The sequence below is a fragment of the Sinosporangium siamense genome (assembly GCF_016863435.1).
Classification (GTDB): Bacteria; Actinomycetota; Actinomycetes; order Streptosporangiales; family Streptosporangiaceae; genus Sinosporangium; species Sinosporangium siamense.
Genome location: NZ_BOOW01000043.1, coordinates 53,046 through 75,265, shown reverse-complemented (window position 1 = coordinate 75,265; position 22,220 = coordinate 53,046). Strand labels below are relative to the sequence as shown.

20 protein-coding genes, 3 tRNA genes and 1 pseudogene are annotated in these 22,220 nt (G+C 68.5%); 12 read left to right on the top strand and 12 right to left on the bottom strand.

Translation table 11 applies throughout. The features are described 5' to 3' along the window. The first annotated feature begins 86 nt into the window (after positions 1–86). Positions 87–527 carry a PspC domain-containing protein gene (locus Ssi02_RS31940; RefSeq protein WP_204031292.1) on the top strand — a complete coding sequence of 147 codons (441 nt, stop codon included), beginning with the start codon at positions 87–89 and terminating at the stop codon, positions 525–527. 13 nt (positions 528–540) lie between these two features. Here the strand turns inward: Ssi02_RS31940 and Ssi02_RS31935 are convergent, their stop codons facing one another. Beyond that, positions 541–1,839 (bottom strand): MFS transporter, encoded by a 1,299-nt coding sequence (locus Ssi02_RS31935; RefSeq protein WP_204031291.1) that lies wholly within the window; start codon positions 1,837–1,839, stop codon positions 541–543. A gap of 302 nt (positions 1,840–2,141) precedes the next feature. Between Ssi02_RS31935 and Ssi02_RS31930 the strand changes: the two genes are divergently transcribed. Next, entirely contained in the window at positions 2,142–2,483 is a 342-nt protein-coding gene (locus Ssi02_RS31930; RefSeq protein WP_204031290.1) for a metallopeptidase family protein, read from the top strand. A 339-nt stretch (positions 2,484–2,822) separates the two neighbouring features. Continuing rightward, positions 2,823–4,310, top strand: a pseudogene (locus Ssi02_RS39665) (metallophosphoesterase family protein); the annotation flags it as partial. A 51-nt stretch (positions 4,311–4,361) separates the two neighbouring features. Here the strand turns inward: Ssi02_RS39665 and Ssi02_RS39025 are convergent. Next, complete coding sequence (locus Ssi02_RS39025; protein WP_239130171.1) at positions 4,362–4,577, bottom strand: hypothetical protein; 216 nt, start codon at positions 4,575–4,577, stop codon at positions 4,362–4,364. Positions 4,578–4,759: 182 nt separating this feature from the next. Here Ssi02_RS39025 and Ssi02_RS31920 point away from each other — a divergent pair. The 3 genes from Ssi02_RS31920 to Ssi02_RS31910 all read left to right on the top strand — a co-directional run bounded on the left by Ssi02_RS31920 (position 4,760) and on the right by Ssi02_RS31910 (position 5,127). Then, a tRNA-Glu gene (locus Ssi02_RS31920) sits at positions 4,760–4,832 on the top strand. A gap of 115 nt (positions 4,833–4,947) precedes the next feature. Next, positions 4,948–5,022: transfer RNA gene (locus Ssi02_RS31915), tRNA-Asp, on the top strand. 28 nt (positions 5,023–5,050) lie between these two features. Next, a tRNA-Phe gene (locus Ssi02_RS31910) sits at positions 5,051–5,127 on the top strand. 231 nt (positions 5,128–5,358) lie between these two features. On the opposite strand, the gene Ssi02_RS31905 is transcribed toward Ssi02_RS31910, so the two are convergent. After that, positions 5,359–6,357, bottom strand: a complete 999-nt coding sequence (locus Ssi02_RS31905; protein ID WP_204031289.1) for an aldo/keto reductase — start codon at positions 6,355–6,357, stop codon at positions 5,359–5,361. A 221-nt stretch (positions 6,358–6,578) separates the two neighbouring features. Between Ssi02_RS31905 and Ssi02_RS31900 the strand changes: the two genes are divergently transcribed. Beyond that, the gene (locus tag Ssi02_RS31900; RefSeq protein WP_204031288.1) at positions 6,579–7,427 is read left to right on the top strand and encodes a helix-turn-helix domain-containing protein; all 849 of its coding nucleotides are present in this window, start codon (positions 6,579–6,581) and stop codon (positions 7,425–7,427) included. A 126-nt stretch (positions 7,428–7,553) separates the two neighbouring features. Here the strand turns inward: Ssi02_RS31900 and Ssi02_RS31895 are convergent, their stop codons facing one another. Next, positions 7,554–9,656 (bottom strand): MMPL family transporter, encoded by a 2,103-nt coding sequence (locus Ssi02_RS31895; RefSeq protein ID WP_307825837.1) that lies wholly within the window; start codon positions 9,654–9,656, stop codon positions 7,554–7,556. A 37-nt stretch (positions 9,657–9,693) separates the two neighbouring features. Between Ssi02_RS31895 and Ssi02_RS31890 the strand changes: the two genes are divergently transcribed. Beyond that, positions 9,694–10,197, top strand: a complete 504-nt coding sequence (locus tag Ssi02_RS31890) for a MarR family winged helix-turn-helix transcriptional regulator (RefSeq protein WP_239130169.1) — start codon at positions 9,694–9,696, stop codon at positions 10,195–10,197. Between the two features lie 101 nt (positions 10,198–10,298). Here Ssi02_RS31890 and Ssi02_RS31885 read toward each other — a convergent pair whose 3' ends face one another. Then, positions 10,299–11,630, bottom strand: coding sequence for an acyltransferase family protein (locus Ssi02_RS31885; RefSeq protein WP_204031287.1), 1,332 nt, complete (start codon positions 11,628–11,630; stop codon positions 10,299–10,301). Between the two features lie 131 nt (positions 11,631–11,761). Between Ssi02_RS31885 and Ssi02_RS31880 the strand changes: the two genes are divergently transcribed. Continuing rightward, entirely contained in the window at positions 11,762–13,033 is a 1,272-nt protein-coding gene (locus Ssi02_RS31880) for a sensor histidine kinase (protein ID WP_239130166.1), read from the top strand. Continuing rightward, positions 13,024–13,671: a LuxR C-terminal-related transcriptional regulator gene (locus Ssi02_RS31875; RefSeq protein WP_204031286.1), complete on the top strand. Its 648-nt coding sequence runs from the start codon at positions 13,024–13,026 to the stop codon at positions 13,669–13,671. Before Ssi02_RS31880 ends, Ssi02_RS31875 begins: the two co-directional genes overlap by 10 nt. Positions 13,672–13,680: 9 nt before the next feature. Here the strand turns inward: Ssi02_RS31875 and Ssi02_RS31870 are convergent, their stop codons facing one another. The 5 genes from Ssi02_RS31870 to Ssi02_RS31850 all read right to left on the bottom strand — a co-directional run bounded on the left by Ssi02_RS31870 (position 13,681) and on the right by Ssi02_RS31850 (position 18,470). Then, positions 13,681–13,929, bottom strand: a complete 249-nt coding sequence (locus Ssi02_RS31870) for a type II toxin-antitoxin system Phd/YefM family antitoxin (RefSeq protein ID WP_204031285.1) — start codon at positions 13,927–13,929, stop codon at positions 13,681–13,683. A gap of 22 nt (positions 13,930–13,951) precedes the next feature. Further along, a complete protein-coding gene (locus Ssi02_RS31865; RefSeq protein WP_204031284.1) occupies positions 13,952–14,713 on the bottom strand; it encodes a maleylpyruvate isomerase family mycothiol-dependent enzyme in 762 nt (253 codons plus the stop codon). Positions 14,714–14,847: 134 nt separating this feature from the next. After that, positions 14,848–15,978: a glycoside hydrolase family 19 protein gene (locus Ssi02_RS31860; RefSeq protein ID WP_239130164.1), complete on the bottom strand. Its 1,131-nt coding sequence runs from the start codon at positions 15,976–15,978 to the stop codon at positions 14,848–14,850. Positions 15,979–16,122: 144 nt separating this feature from the next. After that, the gene (gene wsfD, locus Ssi02_RS31855; RefSeq protein WP_204031283.1) at positions 16,123–17,652 is read right to left on the bottom strand and encodes a glycan biosynthesis hexose transferase WsfD; all 1,530 of its coding nucleotides are present in this window, start codon (positions 17,650–17,652) and stop codon (positions 16,123–16,125) included. Continuing rightward, on the bottom strand, positions 17,652–18,470 hold the full coding sequence (locus Ssi02_RS31850) for a septum formation family protein (RefSeq protein ID WP_204031282.1): 819 nt from the start codon (positions 18,468–18,470) through the stop codon (positions 17,652–17,654). Before Ssi02_RS31850 ends, wsfD begins: the two co-directional genes overlap by 1 nt. A gap of 187 nt (positions 18,471–18,657) precedes the next feature. Between Ssi02_RS31850 and Ssi02_RS31845 the strand changes: the two genes are divergently transcribed. Together Ssi02_RS31845 and Ssi02_RS31840 are read left to right on the top strand one after the other, a co-directional pair. Beyond that, the gene (locus Ssi02_RS31845; RefSeq protein ID WP_204031281.1) at positions 18,658–19,290 is read left to right on the top strand and encodes a hypothetical protein; all 633 of its coding nucleotides are present in this window, start codon (positions 18,658–18,660) and stop codon (positions 19,288–19,290) included. Next, a complete protein-coding gene (locus tag Ssi02_RS31840; RefSeq protein WP_239130162.1) occupies positions 19,287–20,666 on the top strand; it encodes an XrtP-associated glycosyltransferase in 1,380 nt (459 codons plus the stop codon). Before Ssi02_RS31845 ends, Ssi02_RS31840 begins: the two co-directional genes overlap by 4 nt. Before the next feature lie 76 nt (positions 20,667–20,742). Here Ssi02_RS31840 and Ssi02_RS31835 read toward each other — a convergent pair whose 3' ends face one another. Both Ssi02_RS31835 and wecB read right to left on the bottom strand, forming a co-directional pair. Further along, entirely contained in the window at positions 20,743–20,985 is a 243-nt protein-coding gene (locus tag Ssi02_RS31835; protein ID WP_204031280.1) for a hypothetical protein, read from the bottom strand. A 79-nt stretch (positions 20,986–21,064) separates the two neighbouring features. Beyond that, positions 21,065–22,198, bottom strand: coding sequence for a non-hydrolyzing UDP-N-acetylglucosamine 2-epimerase (gene wecB, locus Ssi02_RS31830; RefSeq protein ID WP_204031279.1), 1,134 nt, complete (start codon positions 22,196–22,198; stop codon positions 21,065–21,067). Between the last annotated feature and the right edge of the window lie 22 nt (positions 22,199–22,220).

The following is a 22,220-nucleotide window of genomic DNA, read 5'->3' as shown; positions in this document are numbered from 1 at the left end:
TCCCGGTCACTCGGCGAGGGGCGACCAGGGTTGCGCCAGGGGGAATCCCGATGTGCTATGAGCCGCTACGCAGGCAACCTGGGTTCATGAGCGACATCAACTTTCACGACAAGCGAGTGAAGAAGCTGAGCCGGAGCCAGGACGGGCGCATCATCGCTGGTGTCTGCTCAGGCATCGGGCGGTATGTCAACGTCGACCCCAACATCGTGCGGATCGCACTGGCGGCGACGGTCTTCTTCGGCGGCCTCGGCGTCGGGATCTACGCAGTCGGATGGCTGCTCCTGCCGGACGAGGCACGGGGTGGGTCGATCTTCCAGGACATGGTGGAAAAGCACCAGAACGGCACCGCCCCCTGGCAGCAGGCGACCGCGCCGAGCGACCCGCCGCGCTACGACACGCCCGAGCAGTTCCACTCCACGGGCGCGTACGGCACAGCCCAGCCGAACGGCGCTGCGAATCCGAACCACTACGCCGGACCCGCCGCGACGCTGCGGACGGACGACCACGGGCGTTCCGGGGCGGCGTGAACGACGCCGAGGATCACGACGAGGCGGCGGCCTCGGCGCGCACCTTGGCGATGATCCCCGCCCGGGATCCGGTCCACAGGAGCGCGAGAAGAAGGGCCGTGAGCAGGCCGCCCACGCCGGCCAGGGCGACCACGAGCTCGGGGCCGAGCGTCTGGGCGGCGGCACCTCCGATGAGGATGCCGAGGCCTTGGACGGCGAGCAGGCCGGAGTGTACGAGACCGAAAGCCTGTCCTCTGCGTTCCGGGGGGACGCATTGCACGAAAGCGGCATTGGCGGCGAGCTGGTAGGCGCCGCCGATGCCGGAAAGGACCCAGAGGACCAGGACCACCGCGAGGGGCGGCTGCAGCGCACAGGCGATCAAGGGGGCGCACGTGAGCATGGCCATCCACCCCATGACGTGTAAACGTCGCGAAGGTGAGACGAATCTGCTGAAGGCGAAGGCCCCGATCACGGTGCCCGTGGGCATGGCGGCCATCAGGAGACCGGTGATCACAGGGGTGGGAATCGCGTCGGTGGCCAAGGTGGCGGCATAAGGGGCGGCGATGCCCTCAGGGAGCACATAGAAGCCGCAGAGCCAGGCGAACATCACCAAGGTACGTAGCCGTTTGTCGCCGAAGACGAGTTTCGCCCCCAGGCGCATGGTGGTCCACATGGACAGACTGTCGCCCGGGGGAGCGGGTGTGGGACGGCGGCGCACACCCGCGACGATGATCAATGCGGAGGCCAGGAAGGTGGCCGAGTCCAGCGCTAACGCCCGATAGGGGCCAAGTCCGGCGATGACCGCGCCACCTGCCGCGAACCCCAGCATTTGGACCGCCTGGTTGGTCATGTTCTGCAGGGCGGAACCCGCTACATATCTGTCGCCGGTCAAGATCTCCGGGAGCAGTGCCGCTCGGGCGGCCGAGAACGGGGCGCTCAGCAGTACGACACAGAAGACCAGGGCGCAGAGCACCCCGAAATGCATGCCGGGGACGGCCATGAGCGCCACGAGAAGGGCACGGACCAGGTCGCAGACCAGCATGACCCGCCGCCGCGGATAGCGGTCGGCGAGCCCCGCCAGGAGCGGGCCGCCGAGGATGGGGGGGAGGTAGGTCAGCGCGTAGACCGCCGCCGTCGCCAGCGCGGACTGGGTGCGGTTGTAGACGAGGATCGCCAGGGCGACCTGGGCGAGCTGGTCTCCGAGCAGGGACATGCCCTGGCCGAACCATAGGGCTCGGAACTCACCGATCGCGATGACTTCGCCGTAAGTGGCTTGACTCTCGGGCAGACGGCGGTGCCTCCCGGGAAGCCGGCCGGGCTTCGTGGCCGCCATAGGACTCCGCTGAGCTTGCAGGCGAACCTGACTAAGAGTGTTGGTTATGTAACCTACAGTGCCCGTCCGGCGCTCCGCGCGCAACCCGATGTCGCCAAGCACATGCAAACTGAGCCTTTTTCATCACTCCCCGCCCCTGGATGGACACCCGTGCCATGGCCTCTCGGAACCTGCCTCACCTCCCATAAGGCTCAGATGGCCGGTACGGCTCATCCCAAACCCGGCTTAGCGCCACTGATTCGCGGCGGTCTGGGCGGGAGGGGCTCACCGGTCGGGCCGGTGCGCAGAATGGGGGTGTGGAGATGACGCGTTCGGATTTCGAACTCCTGGTGAGTGAAGCGCTTGACCTGATCCCCCAGGAACTCGCCCGCAATATGGACAACGTCGCGGTGTTCGTGGAGGACGAGCCGCCGTCGTCGGATCCCGATCTCCTCGGGCTGTACGAAGGCGTCGCCCTCACCGAGCGCGGTGACACCTATGCCGGGATGCTCCCCGATCGCATCACGATCTACATGGGGCCGACGCTTCGCATGTGCCACACCCGCGAGGAGGTCGTGGAAGAGGTCGCGATCACCGTGGTCCATGAGATCGGTCACCATTTCGGCATTTCTGATGATCGTCTGCATGAGCTGGGGTGGGGCTGAGGAGCGTGGACCGTTCCTCGTCGCCGCAGATCGAAGGGGTTTGACTAGCTTCGTCCGGGCTTGTTGACCTGCTGAGACAGGGAGCAATCCCCTCCAGCGTCGCGAAATCTTCGTACGCCCCGCCCTTGTGTGTTGCCCACAAGTGGGTAGGGAGTCGGCCAAGCGACGGCGCACGATCAACGTGGGGGGCATCCTGGCCACTCGGACAACGCAGGAAGGGGGAGCGGGCCCCAGGCGCCTGGGCGGCGCTCACGCGGCCCCTTGGTGGTGCGCTGCTTGTCGGGGTGCCGCTCACCGGGCCGGTCCCGGTGTCGTTGCGGGCGCGTCCGGCGGCCGGGCATGTGCGGGATGCGTGCCACGCGGAGTGCGTACGGCAGGCGCAGGCGGCGGGGTGCGTACGGCAGGCACAAGCGGCGGGGTGCGTACGGCAGGCACAAGCGGCGGGGGGCACAAAGCGGGCACAGGCAGCAGGGGGCTCACCGCGGGCACAAGCGGCCGGGTGCGCTCGGCGGGCGCACGTGGCGGCCGGGGCCGCGTGGTAGGTACGGCGGGAGCCCGGGAGGGCTTGGTCCGCGCGTCGGACGCGCGCGCCGCCTGGGGGCGGATCGCCCTTCGAGACGGCGACCTGGATGGAAAATTCTCACCCGAGGGACACTCATGGACTTCGAGAGATTGAGATCCTTGGCCCGTTCCGGGGCCACCGGGCTGGTTGGCGGTGTGCGATGGGTGATCGCGACAACCGTCGCCAAAGTGGTGATGATCGCCTCCGTCTCCCTGATGGGGGCGTGGCTGGCGCTGGCGGTGGGCGCCGACGTGCGCACCCCGGTGGGGCCGGCCGAGATCGGCATGTCGCTCCAGCCGGCCTGGACCGGCGAGACCGTCGTCGACGTGCATCCGCTCGGCACGCTGCTGTTCGACACGCACGACGCGCCGCTGCGGCTGCGCATCACGCTGGAGAACATCGATCAGGATCAGGCCAAGGCCATGATCGAGGAGCCGCGACTGGCGGACCGGCTGCCGGACCTCATCGAGGAGAACCTCGGAACGGGCCTGTGGGCGCTTGCCGTGCAGGCGGGGCTCTGGGCGGTGCTGGGAGCGGTTGTGGCCGCTCTCGTGGCGTTTAGGCGCGTCTGGGCAGCCCTGGTGGGGTTGGTGACGACCTTTGTGGCCATTGCGGCGATCGCCACGGCGTCGTTTGTCACGTTCCGGCCGGAAGCGGTGGTGGAGCCGAAATACACCGGCCTGATCGCCGGTGCGCCCTCCCTGGTCGGCAGCGCCGAGTCCATCGTCACTCGCTTCGAGTCATACCGCCTGCAACTCGCCAAGCTCGTGACCAACGTCTCCAAGCTCTACGACACCGTCTCCGTTCTCCCCGTCTACGACGCCGATCCCGCCTCCATCCGGGTCCTGCACGTCTCCGACATCCACATCAATCCGATCGCCTGGAACCTGATCCGGTCGATCACCTCCCAGTTCAAGATCGACGTGATCGTCGACACGGGAGACCTCACCGACCACGGCACCCGCGCGGAGGACAAGTTCGTCGAGGAGATCGGCAAGCTCGGCGTGCCATATGTCTTCGTGCGCGGCAACCACGACTCCAAGGCCACCGAGAAGGCCGTCGCCAAGCAGAAGAACGCCGTCGTGCTGGACGACAAGAGCGCCGTCGTGGCCGGCCTGCGCATCTACGGGCTCGGCGATCCGAGGTTCACGCCCGACAAGTCCGTCCCCGTCGACACCGGCCTCGACTGGCTCAAGGAGCTCGGCCGGCGCAGCTCCGCCAAACCCGCCGCCGAGAAGGCCGATCTCGTCGCCGTGCACGACCCTACGATCGCCAAGGGCTTCTCCGGCGCCGTTCCCATGGTCCTCGCCGGCCACTCACACCGGCGCAGCACCGAGGTTCTGCCCTCCGGCACCCGCCTTCTCGTCCAGGGTTCCACCGGCGGAGCGGGCCTGCGCGCGCTGGAACACGAGGATCCCACCCCTGTCCAGGCGTCCGTTCTCTACTTCAACCAGCAGACGCGCAGGCTTCAGGCCTGGGACGACATCACCCTCGGCGGGCTCGGCGAACAGTGGGTGCAGATTCAACGGCACGTGGAGAGCCAACCTGCGCGTACAATTTCCCCGGAGCCAGAGACCACCCCGTCTCCAGCGGGAAGGGCATCTGGCGCCGCGACGCCCCGGACGGGCAAACCGCTTTGGCATCAAGGGCAAACGTCCCCTATGCTTCAGAGGTCCCCGACGGAAGGCGTCACGGACCAGGGAACACATCCTGAGCCCCCATCGTCTAGCGGCCTAGGACACCGCCCTTTCAAGGCGGCGGCACGGGTTCGAATCCCGTTGGGGGCACACGGTGAGTAAAAGCTCACCAGCACGAAGGAAGGTCAAAAGGACCTCCGGAAGACTGGTAAGCTAAGAAAGTCGAAACGGCCGCAAGGCCGGAGCCGAAAGGCTCGAAAAGCAAGGTCCTGTAGAGCAGTTTGGAGTGCTCGCCACCCTGTCAAGGTGGAGGTCGCGGGTTCAAGTCCCGTCAGGACCGCTTAACCGGCGAAAGCCGGACATATCGAGGTCAGGTAGCTCAGTCGGTACGAGCGTCCGCCTGAAAAGCGGAAGGTCGGCGGTTCGACCCCGCCCCTGACCACCATTAATGAGCTGCTAAGACGCCCCGTCCGTGTGATTACGGACGGGGCGTAAGTGTTTATCTGAGCGACTACGGTTCTTCCCTTTAGGCCGTTAGGTCACTGCGTCTTTCATTCACGGTTTAGCCAGTGGGGATCGCACGCGGTCGGCCGCCTTCGAGCAGGTCCGAGCACAACGCCGAGCACACGCGACCGGTCCGGTGCTGAGGCGCCGGACCGGGAACTGTGAGAACCACCTATCGAGTGCGACCTTCCACCCGGTCGTCCTCCCCGAGACGGGACAACCGCGGACGAGACACTCCAGTGGTGTCGATCGGATATCCCACCTCGAACGGCACAGCCGCCTCCAAGCGGTTCACCGCCTCGGCCGGGAGGGTGATGTCGACAGCTCCGAGGTTGTCCGCGAGTTGCTCGGCGTCGGTCGCCCCGATGATCGGATGCACCAGCCGCGAGCGAGTCCGGGTCCAGGCGATCGCGACCTGGGACGCCGTCACGCCAAGCTCGTCCGCCACCTCGCGTACGGCACGGGCCACCTTATGGTCTCGCTCGCTGAGCGAGGCGGGATTCAACCGGGTGCCGGAAGGGGCGGCCCCGGGGCCGCTGTACTTCCCCGACAGCAGACCACCGGCGAGTGCCCCGAAGGTGGCCACGGTCATGCCATCGGCTTCTGCCATGGGCACCAGTTCCCGTTCGATGTCGCGTTTGAGCAGGCTGTACCGTACCTGCACCCCGGCGAACGAAGTCCAGCCGCGCAACTCGGCGAGGGTGTTCGCCCGGGACACCAGCCACGCGGGCAGGTTGGAGGCTCCCACATAGAGGATCTTCCCGGCGCGCACCGCGTCGTCCAGCGCCCGCATGGTCTCCTCGACGGGCGTGTACTGGTCCCACGTGTGCACCCAGAACAGGTCGACATAATCGGTGCGCAGCTTTCGCAGGCTCGCTTCGAGCGACAGGGTGAGGTTCTTGCGGTGGGTGCCGCCCGCGTTCGGATCCTTTGGGTCTCTCGACAGCGCATATTTGGTGGCCAGCACAAACCGGTCGCGACGGTGCTGCAGCAGGTCGCCGAGCATCTCCTCGCTGTCGCCGTATGCGGAGGCGGTGTCGATGACATTGCCTCCCGCGTCGGCGTAGAGGTCGATCATCTTGCGGGCCTCCTCCGGCCCGCGGAAAGTCATCGCGCCAAGGAACATCTCCGAGACGCGCAGCCCGGTCGGGCCCAGCAAGCGGTATCGCATTACGCCACCTTTCAAGTGGATAGGACGGGGACGCCGGCGCTGGCCGCTACCGGCGGGCGGAAGAGGCGGAAGAGTCGGCCGTCGAACCGACCGAAGGTTCCCCAGTCCGGCAAAAGGTCATGGATCCACTCTCGGGAATCCGCGAGGTCCGAGGGAGACCGGGACAAGGCTGGCCCTGTCAGGGCCACGATCCCCCACATAACGGGCCGTACACTCGGCCTGTGAGCGACATCGAGTTGGGGACGTTCCTCCGCACCTGCCGCGAAGCCGTCACGCCCGCTCAGGTGGGGCTCCCCGCAGGCAGTCGCCGCCGCACGCCGGGCCTGCGGCGGGCCGAGCTCGCCGCCGTCTCCGGGGTAAGCGTCGAATACCTCACCCGTCTGGAGCAGGGGCGCGACCGGAATCCGTCGTCGCAGGTCCTCGCCGCGATCGCCGACGCGCTGGGGTTGTCGACGGGGGAGCGGATCCGGCTGCGCAACCTGGCGAAGGCGGCCTCCGGGGGCGACACCCTGTGCGCGGGCATGTTGCCGCCCGATCGGGAGGTGCGTGCCACCATGCGGGCGCTGCTGGACCAGCTGGAACCCGCCCCTGCCGTACTGCTCAACCGGATCGACGAGACGGTCGCCCACACGTCGGGATATGACCGCCTCGCCAGACCCGCCGGCCTGCTCGACGGCGAGCCGCCGAACCGTGTGGCCTATATGTTCACCGACGAACGCGCCCGGACCACCTACCCCGACTGGGACCGCGTCGCCGACGAGAGGGTGGCCGCGCTCAGGGCCGAATCCTCCCGCGAGGACCCCGAGCTGATCCACCTTGTCGAGGAGTTGACCGTCGTCGGCGGTGCCTCCTTCTCGGAGCGGATGAACGCCGCGCCGTCCACCCCGCCCGCCGTGGGTGTCGAGCGCTTCACCCATCCCGAGGTGGGCGAGCTACGGCTGACCTACGAGACCCTCTACACCGAGGGACAGCGCCTGATCATCTACCTCCCCGCCGACGACGACACCTCCGCCGCCCTGGACCGCCTCAACAACCGCCGCCCAGGAGCCTTGCGCGCCGTCCACGGCTAGCAGACGACTTCACCGCATGGCTGTGCCGTACGGCATAAGCCGGCGAAACCGCCACCACGCGATCATGGCCGGTGTCGCCACGGTCACGTGCCCATGCAAACCATGCCCATGCAAACCGTGGCCGGCTCAACGGTCGCCGGTGATGGAGGCGTGAGCCGTATCCTCCCGTGGTTGTGACGGAGGTGTGCCCCTACCCAGGCGGCTCGGCCACCAAGCACGTGGGCCGAGGTCACGCACCAGGGCCGGGACCAGCAAGGACCGCACCACCAACGTGTCGAGCAGAACACCCAGCGCCACGATGAAAGCCGTCTGCACAAGAAAGGCCAGCGGGATGACCACCAACGCGGCGAAGGTCGCTGCCAGCACAACACCCGCCGAAGTGATCACACCACCGGTCGTGACAAGCCCGCGCAATATCCCCTCCCGCACCCCATGCCGGACGGTCTCCTCCCGCACCCTGGACATGAGGAAGATGTTGTAATCCACCCCCAACGCCACAAGAAAGACGAACCCATACAACGGCACGGAGGCGTCCACGCCGGTGAAACCGAATATGTGCGTGAAGACCAGGGTGGAAAGGCCAAGGGTGGCCAGGAAGTTCAGTGCCACGGTGACCACCAGGAGCACGGGGGCCATCAGCGAGCGCAGCAGGACGATCAGAATAAGCAGAATGATCGCCAGAACCACCGGAACGATCAGCAACGTGTCGTTCTCCGCAGTCTCCGTGGTGTCATATCTCTGAGCGGTATACCCGCCGACCAGAACCCCCCTATCGAAGGCAAGCGCGGCGCGGAGGCGCTGGACGGTGTCCTGGGCGGCGTCGCTGTCCGGCGCGTCGCTCAAGGTGGCCTCCACCAGCACCAGTCCGTCGACGACCTTGGGGCTGTCGGCGGGGCGCCCGGTTTGCGTTACCACGGCGGCGTCGGGCACACCCTTGACGCCGCGGGCTGCCGCCACGACGGCGTCGGCGCGCTCGGCGGGGGCCACGACGACGGCGGGTTGTCCAGAACCTCCGGGGAAATGCTTGCTCAGCGTGGCCTGCGCCGCCACCGAGGGAGCGTCGTTCACGAAGGTCTCGTCCAGCGGCACACCCCTGGCGTTGAGCTGCGGAGTGAAGAGGGCGAGGGCGATGAGGGGCAGGGTGGTCAGGATCCAGAGCCGGCGCGGGCGGCGGTCGACCGCGGCGGCCACGCGGCTCCAGATACCGCGGGTGGCGGCGTCGGCCGGGCGCGGCTTCGCCGGCCACAGGGCCGTGCGGCCGAGCAGGACGAGGACGGCGGGCAGGAAGGTGAGTGCGCTGAGCGCGGCGCACACGATGCCGATGGCGCCCACGGGACCGAGTGCGCGGTTGTTGGTCAGGTTGCTGAGCAGCAGCGCGAGCAGCCCCAGGGCCACGGTGGCGGCGCTGGCGACGATCGGCTCGAACGAGCGCCGCACCGCGATGCGGCCGGCCGCGAAGCGGTCGCCGGTCGCGGCCAGCTCCTCACGGAAGCGGGCGGTCAGCAGCAGCGCGTAGTCGGTGGCCGCGCCGATGACCAGGATGAACAGGATTCCCTGCACCTGCCCGTCGACCTTGACGACGCCGCGGTCGGCTAGGAAGTAGACCACCGCGGAGGCCAGGGTCAGCGCGAAGACGGAGCCGACGATGATGATGAGCGGCAGCAGCACACTGCGATACACCGCGAGCAGAATGATCAACACGGTGATCAGCGCCACGCCGAGCAGCAGGCCGTCGATCCCGGCGAAGGCGGCGGACAGGTCGGCCCGGGTGGCCGCAGGTCCCGCGAGCTCTGCTCTCAGTCCGTCGACCGCCACCGCCGGGCGGATGCGGTCGAGGAGCTCCCTGGGCGGGATGTCCGGGTCGAGCTGGATCACACCTCGCAGGGCCAGGCCGTCGTCCGAGCCGAAGGCGGGTGTGGGGGAGCCGACGACGCCCGCGGTGCCACGCAGCGAGTTGAGCATCTGAGTCGCCGCGGCGGTCTGCTCGGGGGTGATTGTCCCGCCGTCCGCGGTCCACACCACGATGAGCGGCTGCGTCGCACCTTGGCGGAACTTCTCCTGCACGTCAAGCACGCGGGTGGACTCCGCGCTCTCCGGCAGGAAGGCGGCCTGGTCGTTGGTGGACACCTCGGTGAGCTTGCCGGCGTATGACCCGAACCCTCCGCCGACGGCCAGCCAGACCACTACAAGCAGCAGCGGAACGAGCATGCGGATGGGTCGCCACGTCACGAGATCGCCTCCTCGAATAACTCAAGGATCAAGATACTTGATTTTTGAGTTAATCTACAATGGCGATGTGGACGGCGCGGCTGAAGAGGGCATCGACCTGAGGTCGTTCGCGGTGCGGCTACGCCGGTTGACCGCGGAGAGCAATCGCATCGCTCACGTGTTCGCCGGTGAGCAGGGGCTTAACAGCACCGACCTCCAGGCCCTCGTGGCGATCTTTGACGCTCCCTCGCCGATCACTCCGGGCCGGCTGCGCGAGGAGCTGAACCTCACCTCGGGTGCGGTGACGGCGTGCCTCGACAGGCTGGAGCGTGCCGGGCACATCCGCCGGGTGCGCGACGCGCACGACCGGCGTGTGGTCCACCTGCATTACCTCGACGCGGCGAAAAGCGTCGCCGCGGCCTTCTTCCGCCCTCTTGGGCAAAGCACAAACAACGTGCTGCAACGCTTCAGCCCCGAGGAACTCCGCACCGTCGCCGCCTTCCTCGACGCCCTGAACGAGGAATACGACCTGCTACGCGGCACACCGCCGGACTCCCCCTAAGCCCGGCGGCCGGATCAACGAGCCCCTAAGCCCGGCGGCCGGGTCGACGAGCCCCTAAGTCCGGCGGCCGGGTCGACGAGCCCCTAAGTCCGGCGGCCGGGTCAACGAGCCCGGGGGAGTGTGAGGACGATCCCGGCGACGAGTGCCAGGGTGCCGAGCAGCGGAGCCGGGCCGGGCACGAAGCCGCTGATCATCAGGGTGAGGATGCCCGCGCCCGTCAGCCCGAGCGCCACGCCGATGCCCAGCACCCCGGGCGTGCCGTACGGCAGAGCCGCCGGCTTCTCGAACTTCGCGAAGCAGCGCAGCAGCGGCCAGAGAGCTCCCGCGAGCAGCGCGAGCCACAGCGGCCAGCCGGCGAACCACGGGAAGGTCCACGGGGTGGGGGTGGAGAAGCCGACGCCGACGATCACGACGCCGGTCACGACGGCCAGGGCGGTCATGTGCCAGAGGTAGACGGTCATCATGCGCGGCGCGGCCCAGGCGGCGACGGCGGCGACCCGGGGGCGGGCGGCCAGGCGGTTGATCCGGGTGCGCAGCAGCAGGGCGAGGCCGATCTGGCCGAAGCAGACGGCGAGGAGGGCGAGGGTGGGCGGAGCCATGTTGGAGACGGCGGCGCCGGGCATGCCGATCATGCTGCCGGGATAGGGGCCCAAGGCCACGAGGGCGGCGGCGGTGCCGAAGCCGGCGAGGGTCATGATCCACGGCCAGGGGCCGGTGCGGGGGAGGCGCCCCTCGGAGTAGCGCAGGCCGAGCTGGTGCACGGCGAGCCAGACGAAGATGACGTTGGCGTAACCGAGAGCGTCGATGCCGGTGCCGAAGCGGAGGAGGTCGCCGGCCACGGCTCCCGCGACGAGGGCCACGATGACGCGCCAGCCGTACAGCATGTCGGCTTTGAGCATGAGCGGGGTCACCGTGACGGCGATGAGGTAGACCGCGAGGAACCACAGGAGTTGCCCGGCGAGGCGGGCCGCGGTGTCGACGGGGTGACCGGGCACGCCGAGGGCGTGGAGCAGGTGCGGGAGGGGCAGCCAGACGGCGGCGAGAGGAAGCAGGGGCCAGCTGAGGCGGCGCAGGCGCACGGCGAGCCAGGACGGGGCGGCCTCGCCCTTGATGGTGGCGCGCCGCCAGGCGATGCCGTTGGCGGCGCCGCCGGCGAAGAAGACCAGCGGCATGACCTGGCTGATCCAGGTGACGACGAACATGCCGGGGGAGGAGAGCGCGTTGCCGGTGGTGATGCGCTCGCCGTCGAAGGCGAGCATGGGCATGGTCCAGTGTTGGAGGACCACGAGCGCCATGCCGAAGACACGCAGGATGTCGATGAACGGGTCGCGGATCGCCGCGGACCTGCGGGCGCCGGCCTTCTCGGCAGGCCGCAGCGGGGTGCCGCTGGGGAGGCCGGGCCGCGCCGGGGCTTCGAGAAGGGGGGAAGGCATACATTGAGGCTGTCAGTGGATCACGGGTTGACACAGTGACGCGTGCCCGCCTCTTTGAGGTGAGATGGCACCACCCGTAGGGGTAGCGCCAGCCCTACCCCTGCACGCCTGCCGGCAGGGTCGAGCAGGTGGTGAGAGTTACCTACCTTGTAACCATGAAGCCGTACCTCCTCCGCACCGCGATCCTCAGCCGCTATGTGATCCTGCGTTTTCCCCTGGCTATCGTGGCTTTCGTCTTGATTGTGGCGGGGGTCTCCGCTGGGTTGGGGACATTGGTCGTGTTTCTCGGTTTCCCCATCTTGGCGGGCGCGCTGCTGACCGCCCGCGCCTTCGCCAACGTGGAGCGCAGATGGTTGCCTGAGGTGCTGGACCGGCCGGTGGCGCGCCCCGTATACCGTCCCGCGCCCAGGGGAGCGGGGTGGTTCCGGCAGATGATCAACCCGCTGACGCGCAGCCAGTCGTGGATGGACGCGCTGTGGGTGCTCCTCAACTTCCCGCTGGCGATCGTCGCCTTCGTCCTGACTGTCGTCTGGTGGGCGGTGTCGGTGGCGGCGATCCTTTATCCGTTCCTGGGGTGGTTCCTCGCCGGGATACCCGGCAACCAGGGCATTCCGGAGCTGCTCGGCTGGGGTGACAGCGTGCCCCTGGCGGTGGCCGTGCACACCGCGATCCTGGTGCCGATCCTCTTGACCCTGCCCTTCGTGATTCGCGGAGTGGCGCTCACGCAGGCCGGTCTGAGCCGCGTCATGCTGTCCGGCAACGCCGAGCTCCACCAGCGCATCGACGACCTGGCCGAGAGCCGCCGCGCCGCGGTCTCCGCCGAGGCCAACGCGCTGCGCAAGCTGGAGCGCGACATCCACGACGGTCCCCAGCAGCGCCTGGTGCACCTCGCGATGGAGTTGTCGAAGGTGCAGCGCCAGCTCAAGAAGGACCCCTCGGCGGCCGAGCACACCCTCAGCGACGCCATCGCCGCCACCCGCGAGACGCTGGACGAGCTGCGCGCCCTCTCCCGCGGCATCGCCCCGCCCATCCTGGCCGACCGGGGGCTCAGCGCCGCCCTGGCGGCCCTGGCCGGCAGGTGTACGGTGCCCGTCGACCTCGACATCCAGACGGTCGAGCGGTTCCCAGCCGTGGTGGAGAACGCCGTCTACTTCGTCGTGGCCGAGTCGCTCACCAACATCGCCAAGCACAGCCGCGCCGAGCTCGCGATGGTGAGCATGGTGCGCACCGGGGACAGACTGCTTCTGACGATCGGCGATGATGGTGTGGGCGGCGCTCACGTCGCCAAGGGACACGGCCTGTCCGGTCTGGCCGACCGGCTGCGTGCGATCGACGGCGAGTTCGCCGTGCGCTCGCCCGCGGGAGGGCCAACCATGATCGTCGCGGAGGTGCCGTGCGGATAGTCGTGGCCGATGACGCAGTGCTCATCAGGGCCGGCCTGATCAGCCTGCTGGAAGAGTTCGGTCACGAGGTCGTGGCGGCGGTGGGCGACCGGGAGAGCCTGGTCCAGGCGGTCGTCAAGCACCGCCCCGACGTCTCAGTGGTGGATGTCCGCATGCCGCCCTCCTTCACCGACGAAGGGCTGCGCGGGGCGGTCGAGGCCAGAGGCCTCGTGCCCGGCGCGCCGGTGCTGATCCTCTCGCAATATGTCGAGGTCTCCTATGCCGACGACCTGCTCGCCGACGCCCGGGGCGCGGTGGGCTACCTCCTCAAGGACCGGGTCGTCGACGTCGACGAGTTCCTCGACGGTCTGCGCAGGGTCGCGACGGGCGGCACCGTTTTCGACCCACAGGTGGTGTCCCAGTTGATGGTTCGCCGGCGGCGAAACGACCCCCTCGCCACGCTCACCCCACGCGAGCGCGAGGTCCTCGGGCTCATGGCCGAGGGCAAGTCCAACCAGGCCATCGGCCGCCGGCTCGTCGTGAGCGACGGCGCCGTCGAGAAGCACATCCGCAGCATCTTCGCCAAGCTCAACCTGCACGCCGAGGACAGCGACCAACACCGCCGCGTCCTCGCCGTCCTCGCCTACCTCCGCTCCTGAACCCGCGGCTCAGACCGGCTCACCGGGTTCACCGAACAACCTGTCGGACTCCTCGCGCATGAGCCGGGAATCGACGTGTGGCAGCCGCCGGTGCCTGGCGACGAGTTCTTCGGCCGTCGACTCGCGCCTGCGGGTCAGAGGCCGAAGCTCGGCGACTTCGACGCCCCTTCTCGTGATGTGGAAGATTTCACCGGATTCCACGGCGTCCATAACCGAGGCCAGGATGTCGCGCAGCTCACGCTCTGTGATCGTCCTCATGGTGCGGAGCGTAGGCCACGAGTCACTCCAGGGACACCCGGTCCAGCCAGAAGTCCAGCAAAGAGGCGTCCCCCAGGACCTCGATGCGGCGGTCGGTTGGGGGAAGGCGGCGGTAGAACACCAAGAGCAGGTCGCGCACCGTGCCGCGGGCGGCGACGGTGGCCTTGGCGTGGCCGCGGCGCCAGGTGAAGCCCTTGGAGTGGAACTCGATGAGCCACTCGGGGGCGAGGTCCGGCGTGTCGTCGGTGCCGTGGAGGTGGATGGTGGTGCCGGAGCCGCGGAGCTCGGCCATGCGGGGGTTGGCGGAGACGACGCCGGGGTCGCCGATCATCTCAAGGAGCTCGTCGATGGCGTCGACCGCCACCTCGGGGGAGACGGCGTAGTCCGCGCCGACCGTGATCGCGACGTCGGCACGGTGGACGACGAGGTCGTGGGTGGCGCGGCGGGCGAGGTAGTCGGTGCGGGCGGCCAGGCCCCACACGCGGGCGACGGCGTCGGGTCCGGCCTTGCGCAGGGTGTCGGCGAACTCCGCGGCGGTGTCGGCGAGCCAGGTGGCCGGTCGGCCTGGGCCGGGCTCGTGGTGGTCGACGACGGGGGTCTCGGTGCGGACGGCGGTCTCGATGACCCGCAGATTGGTGCCGACGTGCCGGACTAGGTCGTCCAGCGTCCACTCGGGACAGGTCGGCACCTTGACCGCCATGTCGGCGCCCACCAGCAGGTCGGTCAGCATGCCGACCTGAGCCACGACCTCGTCGCAATAGCGCTCGTGCCCTAGAAGAGCCATGCCCATCACCCCTGACAGCCGGATGTCGTCCCCGCCCAAGGTACTACCCGCGCCCGATCAAATGTTCGAGTGAATATGTAGTGCGGGGAAGGGTACGGCAAAAGCCGTCCCTTCCCCGTGTGATTAACGATGGCTCAGCAGGTGAGGTTATTGCCAGGCGTCGTTCCGATGAGCGATGTGAAGCGCTGGTAGGAGTTGATCCGGCTCTGCACCTGTGCCGGGTTGCCCCCGTTGCACTCGAGGGCGCCGTTGATGCTGCGGATCGTCTCCCCGAAGCCGCGCCCGTTGACCATGGCGGCGTGGGCGGTCATGGTGCCGGGGCCGTTCTGGGTGTTCCAGTACCAAAGGGCGGTCTTCCACGCGACGGCCGGGTCGCGCTCGACCAGGAAGGGGTCGCCGAGCAGGTTGATGCCGAGGGCGTCACCGGCGGCCTTGTAGTTGAAGTTCCAGCTCAACTGGATCGGCCCGCGGCCGTAGTACGCGGCCTGGCCGGCGGGGCAGCCGTAGGGCTGGGTCCGGTCGCAGTAGTGCGGGTAGTTGGCGGTGTTCTGCTCCACGATGTGGACGAGCCCGCCGGTCTCGTGGTTGATGTTGGCGAGGAATGCGGCGAACTCCTGCTTCCTGACGGTCTCGCTGCCGGTGCCGGCGAAGGCGGGATAGGCGCTGAGGGCGTCGGTGAGGCCGCGGTAGGTGTAGAAGGTGTTCCGGTTAGGGAACATCTGGTTGAACTGCGCCTCGGTGATCACATAGCGGTCGCCGGGGTTGGTCGAGGTGGGGCTGGGGCTCGGTGTGGGCGTGGGCTGCGGGTTGTCGTCGCACACGTAGGGCTGCCAGAAGTAGGTGCTGATCGTCGGGTCGTAGCCCGGGTTCGCGTGCACGGCGCGATACTGCTTGCCGTTGGGGCGGTAGGTCACGACCGCACCTGCGGCATAGGACGTGCCCGCCGCCCAGTCGGGGGCGTAAGGACAGGTGGGGTTCGGGGTCGGAGTCGGCGTCGGAGTCCCGCCGCCGCCACAGGCTCCCTGGTCGTCCCAGACGCCGGAGTTGCCGCCGGGCGTCTCGTTCTGGGTCCACCACTTGGCGCGCCAGTTCTTCCCGCCGTGCGAGGCCACGTTCCCGCCGGTGTAGACGGCCGAGGCGCTCCACGCGGGGGCGCACTCGACGGCAGCGGAGGCCGTCGCGGCGATCGTCAGAGGCACGGCGACCGCCACGGTGGCGGCCGCCGCCAGAGCGGCCATGGACGCCTTGATGCGTTTCCTCAACACTCGGATCACTCCTTGGTGCGGTTCGTACGGCCGCACTGATCGACGGTCGGACCGATCTGCACTTGAGCGTCGTGCGTCGAACAATGAACAGGAATTGGTCTATACCAGTCAAGACAAGAGACCCTTAAGCCTTCTTAAGGCGGCTTAACGCGACGTCAGCGTGGGGTGCCTGTCGAAACCGGGTGCCCGCTCCTGGCGCGAAACCGGACGCATCCGGATGACGAGATACCTCACGCAGAGCGCCGCGAGCGGAATGGCGAGCGCCGTCAGGAAGGTCACGTAGGTCTGGTGCCGGGTGGCCTCGATCCGGCCCTCCCCGAGCAGCACGACCCCCATCTGCGTGATGATCATGATCGGGGTGATCACCGCCAGCCGCCCGATCGCCGACTCGGCCATGGTGAGCGTGCGCCGCCGTACGACCAGCAGCCCCAGGCAGAACAGCAGGACCCACAGGACCACCAGCAGACCCGGAGCGAACCTGAACACCCCCCACAGAAACCCGTAGACCCGGACACGCTGCTCCCGCGCACCGGGCGGCTGACCGGAGTCGGGCGGATAGGAGCCGAGATAGTGGGTCTCCATCTCCGCGATGCCCTCAAGCCCCCACCCGAAGACGCGCAGCGCGTGGGCCGGGTGGGCGAGGTAGAAGTAGGCGATCGTGGCGGGGGTGACCACCTTGTGGAAGTGCGGGTAGTCCGGAGTGCGGGCGATGGAGTTCGCACTGATGATGTTGGTGTCGGCCGCCTTGGCGAGGTGCGGGGGGAGGCCGAGATCGCGCAGGTCCGCGACGGCCGAGGGGTTGTCGTGCAGGATCGAGCCGAACACCACGTCGTAGATCGCCACCTCCGTCTGCCGCTTGGGCTGCTGAAGCAGGTAGTAGCCGGTCGAGCCCGCCAGGGCCAGGCTGACGAGCAGCGCGGGCGCCCGCCGGGTCACCGCCCTGACGACCACACCCCGGCGCGGCCACCACCGCGCCGACCCGCGATGCGGCAGCCACACCACCGCGATCGCCACCGGGATCACGAACGACGCGAGCTGGATCTTGGCCGCGATCGTGAATAGAGCGCACGCGAGCACCAGCAGAAGCCTGGGCCAGGTGGCCCGCCCCTTCCTCCACAGGAGAAGTAGTGCGAACACCAGCGCGCCGAGCCCGAGCAGCGCCGCAGGCTCCGCGAACGGCGAGATGAAATATCCGGCGAACGCCGAATCCGCGTAGACCAGCCCGAAGGCACTGGACATGAGGACCCGCAACCGGAGTGCCCCCGGCAGCACCAGCACGAACAACCCGCACAACACCCCGACAAACACGGCGCCGACCACACCCACGGCCCGGGTGTCGAGCGCGCCAGGCAGGCCGAGCGGGCCGTGAATGAGCTTCGCCAGCCAGAGAATCCAGATCTGGGTGGAGTGGTACACCTCGCCGGAGCCGTCGGCTCCGCAGGTCTCGCCGTACCAGGTGTGCGGCACCCACGTCGTATAGATATGGCGCCACATGTCGGCGTTCCACGGCCGCGCGTTGGCCACCCCGAACGTGCACAGCAGACGCTTGCCGTCACCCTGCTCCGCCAGGCCGATCGCACCGCCCGCGAACAGGCGGGCCAGCATGACGCCGATCCAGGCGACGCCGGTCGCCGCGGCTGTGCCGTACAACGCGCGGCGGGAATGTGCTGCCATCACGTGAGTCCTCCGCGCAGGGTGCCGACGCTCATCCGTCCGTCCTTGTGGCTCAGCCAGCAGGCGACATAGCCGTCCATCGCCTCCGCCGACACGGTCAGTCCCGACAAGCTCCCCTGCCGGAAGGCGCGGGCGTTCTGCCGGCACATGTCCTGCTGCACGTCGGGGCGCGGGTCGAAGGGGGCGGGCGGTTCCACCCACTCCGCGTGGTGCGGCTCGGCGCAGGTGACGTCGCGGGCGCCGAGGCGGCAGCGCCGTACGACGGCAGACTCGCGGCGCCTCATGATGTTGCGCAGGGGAACACGCAACTCGGGCCCCCTCTCGGCCGCGGTGGTCGGCCCGAGCAGATCGCACCGGAGAGTACGGTCACCCTTCGCCCAGTCAGCACGAGTCGGGAACTTTCCCCAGATGGCCACCCCCCACTGCCCGTCGTGCGTGCCCGCGCCGAGGTAGGGGCGGATCGGCTGATAGCTGCAGGCTTTGTCGATCGCCGCGACGAGCTGCTCGGGGTTGGGCCGCTCCCGATGGGCGGCCAAGGCACCGGTGAACACCGTGACCATGTAGGTCTCGGTCTGATGGGGTTCGGTGCAGGGCACGGGTGGCGCGACGTCGCTGCCGTTGTAGAGCTCCTCCGGCAGCTCCATGCGGTGACATGTCCCGATCCCGAGCGCCGCACTCGTCACCACACCGGCCTGCCGCACCTCAAGCCCCTGGATATAGGGCTCGGTGTACGGCACCGCCCGGCCGGCCGGAGTGCATGAGGTTCCCGTCAACGCGACACCCGCGAGCACGGCTGTGACCTTCCAGTGTCGTGACACGCCGACCCCTCCTCGTAGACGACGAGGCCGAACGTTAATCCCCGGTCGGCGTGTCCCCACCCTGCCCACGCGGCCCCTCACTCCAGGGGGTGAGAGGCCGTGTCGGGGGCGCGTGTCCGTCCCTGACCGCTCCACTCGGAACGGCTACTTTGCGTAGTCATCGGTGGCCTTATGTGTTGGGGGATGCATGATCAATCAGGCCCGGAGCGATGCGACGATCGGTGGCGGCACCCTGCGAACAACCCCACGCAATGGTGATCCACCAGGCACGGCCAGGAGCGGCCTGCCGTACCGCGTCACGCTCACCCTCGTACTCGCCGCGCTCCTCGGCTTCGCCCTCGGCGTGGACGACCGCCTGCGCGGCTGGGAGGCCTATCTCGCCAGCCACGTCGTCGCCCTCGGCGCGCGCACCAAGAGCGACTACAGCCTGACCCGCGCCGTCGTCTCCTACGACGAAGGCACCGCCAACGCCGGCGGGTTGATGATCACACCGGAGTGCACCTCGGCGTTCCTCGTCGTGCCGCTGATCATCGTGACCGCCCTGCTGGTGTGGCTCCGGCGCAAGGTAACGCTCTGGCCGATGCTGGCGCTGCTGGCCGCGATCCTCCTGCTCGCCACGACCAACCAGGTGCGCATTCTGACCTGCGTTCTCCTCATCAAGGGCTTCGGCTTCGACCCCGGCTACTACTGGGGCCACACCATGGTCGGCTCGGTGATCAGTGTGATCGGCATCGGCACGGCGCTCGTCGCCTACGTGCTGCTCGCCATCCGCAGGAACGACGCCCGCACCGCCGAACGTCAGGCGGTGAACGCGCCATGATGGGGGGACTCGGCTACATTCTGGGGCTGACGCAGGCGTTCGCGCTGTTCCTCAGTGTCACCTTCCTGGTCTACGTCATGACCATCCTGCGCCCATACCTCAAACAGCAGCCCGACCCGGTGGGCGACGCCGATCAATACAACTGGCACCTGTTCATCCCCTGCCGCGACGAGGAGGCGGTCATCGGCGGCACGGTGCGCTATCTGCGCGCCACCTTCCCGGCCGCGCACCTGTGGGTCGTGGACGACGACTCCGACGACGGCACCGCTCGCATCGTGGACGAGCTGGCCGGCCGCGACTCCTTCGTGCATCTGGTACAGCGGAAGCGCCCCGAGGCCAGGGTCGGCAAAGGTGAGGCGCTGAACGCCGCCTACCGTATGCTCGACGACTGGCTCGGCCCCGATGCGGACCGCCGCCGGCACATCGTGTGCGTGCTCGACGCGGACGGGCGGCCCGCGGCCAACATGTTGCGCGTCTGCGCAGGGCCCCGGTTGTTCGGCGACGAGACCATCGGCGCCGTGCAGATCGACGTGTGGATGATCAACCGGCACGATCGGCGTCCCAGTCTGAACGGCGGACGGCTGCGCAACCTCTTCGGCCGCACGCTGATCAAAATGCAGGACCTGGAGTTCCGCGGGGCCATCTCCGCGATCCAGCTCAGCCGCCGCAAGAGCGGCACGGTGGCGATGGGGGGCAACGGCCAGCTCTCCCGGCTCTCAGCCCTCGACAAGATCGCCGGCGAGGGGCGCATGCCGTGGGGCGGCTCCCTGCTGGAGGACTTCGAACTCGGCATCCAACTGCTGCTGGCGGGCGAACGCAACGAGTACACCCCCGACACCTGGGTCGAGCAGGAGGGGCTCTGGTCCCTGCGCCGTCTCATCACCCAGCGCACCCGCTGGGGACAGGGCACCATGCAGTGCGCGAAGTATCTCCAGGACGTGTGGAGGTCGCGGCACTTCAGCGGCCTCGGGGCGCTTGAGGTGCTCTACTACCTGGCGCAACCGTGGTTGCAGCTCCTCGGCACCCTGATCTATCCGATTCCGCTGCTGCTGTTGTGCGTCAGAGTCGCGAACGACCCCGTCGGCATGGCCGGGTGGCTCGCGGAAGGAGGCTGGATCCTCTTCGCGATCTACGCGTCCTTCGGCATCCTGCCGTTCCTCGTGTGGGGGCCGATCTATTGGTGGAAGTGTGAACCCGGTGTCGGCTTCTGGCGCAGCCTGGCCTACGGCGTGGCATACGCGCTCTATATCTACAACTTCTACATCACCTCCTGGCGCGCCTTCATCCGCGTGATACGCCGCAGGGACGGCTGGGCCAAGACCCGCCGCAACAGCGAGGTGCACACCCGGGGGCGGCCCGTGGCCCATGAGAGATGACCATACGCCGCACAACAAGGGGAAGGCCCGGACCGGCTGTCCGGGCCTTCCCCTTGCCTTGCTGAGAGAACCTTCCTCAGGAGGCCCGTCGTAGCCTCACGCTCCGGATGATCAGTAGGCCACCCAGGATGAGTGCGACGCTAAGCGCCATGCTGAACATCACCGGAAATCCGGTGAAGGGAAGTTCGGCACCCCAGGTTCCGACGTTTGTCCCTCCATCGGTGACGGCGACGACCTTCTTATCCACCCTCTCGCTGATGAGGCCGGCGGCTCCGGCAGCACCGGCGGCGATGCCACCACCTTCTCCATGGCCGTACATTCGCACCTCACATAGTCAAATTGAGCTCGCATCCACCGTCACACGGCGTTTCTCCACCGGTCCGGCGACGCACGTGACATCACCCCAGGGGGTGAGAGAAGGAAAAATCGGACGGCCGCTCGTCCAGTCCCAGCAGCCAGCCGCAGGCTCGCACGGTGCGCTCGGCCGCTTTTCCGTCCCCATATGCGCAGGCCCGTGCCGTACGGCGACGCGGCGGCCCGGCGTGGTCCAGAAAGCCGGCCGCGGTCTTGACGATCAGCTCCTCGTCGGTGCCCACGAGGTGCGCCAGCCCGGCCATCAGGCCCTCCATACGCTCGGTCTGCTCCCGCATGACCAGCGCGGGCAGTGCGAGGGAGGCGGCCTCCTCCTGGACGCCGCCGGAGTCGGTGATCACCAGTTCGCAGTGGATCAGCTTCTCCACGAACTCCCGATAACCCAGCGGTCCCGCGCACACCACGTTGTCCAGCCCGGAGATCTCCGTCTCGAAGACCGACCGCACCGCGGGGTTCATGTGGGTCGCGACAAAGAAGTCCACCGTGGGATAGAGCGCCCCGAGGTGGCGCACCACCCGCGCGATCCGGTGCATGGGCTCGCCCCACGACTCCCTGCGGTGCGCGGTGACCAGCACCAGCGGGCGTTCCCCCGGTGTGCCGCCCGCGAGCCCCGCCACGTGGGCGAGGGCGTCGATCACCGTGTTGCCGGTCACCACGATGCGCGCGCCGGCGACACGCTCGGAACGCAGGTTGTCGCGGGCGGCGGGCGTGGGGGCCAGATGCAGGTCCGCGAGCGGGCCGATGAGCCTGCGGTTGATCTCTTCGGGGAACGGCAGCGGCTCGTAGCTGCGCAACCCCGCCTCGACATGGGCCACCGGCACCTGTAGCAGGTGCCCCACCAGCGCCCCCGCCAACGCCGACGTGGTGTCGCCCTGCACCACCACCAGGTCGGGCGCGGCACGCACGAAGGTGTCGCCGAGCCTCGCGACCAGCGCGGACGCGAGTTGGGCGAGGTCCTCGCCACGCCGGTCGAGCGGCAGGCGGCAGGCCGGCGCCGTGCCGTACAACGCGAGCATGTCATCCACGACCCGTCCATGCTGCCCGGTGGTGACGACGAACGCCTCAGCCCATCCGCTGCCGGTCAGGCCGGCGATGACCGGTCCCAGTTTGATCGCCTCAGGTCGCGTGCCGATGACGACCGCGACCACCTGTTTCCGCATGAGCACTCCCACCCCCGGCGCA

Excerpts from the sequence above, each read along its gene's own strand:
- Ssi02_RS31940 (WP_204031292.1), top strand. The coding sequence starts at position 87 with ATGAGCGACATCAACTTTCACGACAAGCGAGTGAAGAAGCTGAGCCGG.
- Ssi02_RS31935 (WP_204031291.1), bottom strand. The coding sequence starts at position 1,839 with ATGGCGGCCACGAAGCCCGGCCGGCTTCCCGGGAGGCACCGCCGTCTG.
- Ssi02_RS31930 (WP_204031290.1), top strand. The coding sequence starts at position 2,142 with ATGACGCGTTCGGATTTCGAACTCCTGGTGAGTGAAGCGCTTGACCTG.
- Ssi02_RS31905 (WP_204031289.1), bottom strand. The coding sequence starts at position 6,357 with ATGCGATACCGCTTGCTGGGCCCGACCGGGCTGCGCGTCTCGGAGATG.
- Ssi02_RS31885 (WP_204031287.1), bottom strand. The coding sequence starts at position 11,630 with ATGCCTTCCCCCCTTCTCGAAGCCCCGGCGCGGCCCGGCCTCCCCAGC.
- Ssi02_RS31870 (WP_204031285.1), bottom strand. The coding sequence starts at position 13,929 with ATGAGGACGATCACAGAGCGTGAGCTGCGCGACATCCTGGCCTCGGTT.
- Ssi02_RS31865 (WP_204031284.1), bottom strand. The coding sequence starts at position 14,713 with ATGGCTCTTCTAGGGCACGAGCGCTATTGCGACGAGGTCGTGGCTCAG.
- wsfD (WP_204031283.1), bottom strand. The coding sequence starts at position 17,652 with ATGGCAGCACATTCCCGCCGCGCGTTGTACGGCACAGCCGCGGCGACC.
- Ssi02_RS31845 (WP_204031281.1), top strand. The coding sequence starts at position 18,658 with ATGATCAATCAGGCCCGGAGCGATGCGACGATCGGTGGCGGCACCCTG.
- Ssi02_RS31840 (WP_239130162.1), top strand. The coding sequence starts at position 19,287 with ATGATGGGGGGACTCGGCTACATTCTGGGGCTGACGCAGGCGTTCGCG.
- Ssi02_RS31835 (WP_204031280.1), bottom strand. The coding sequence starts at position 20,985 with ATGTACGGCCATGGAGAAGGTGGTGGCATCGCCGCCGGTGCTGCCGGA.
- wecB (WP_204031279.1), bottom strand. The coding sequence starts at position 22,198 with ATGCGGAAACAGGTGGTCGCGGTCGTCATCGGCACGCGACCTGAGGCG.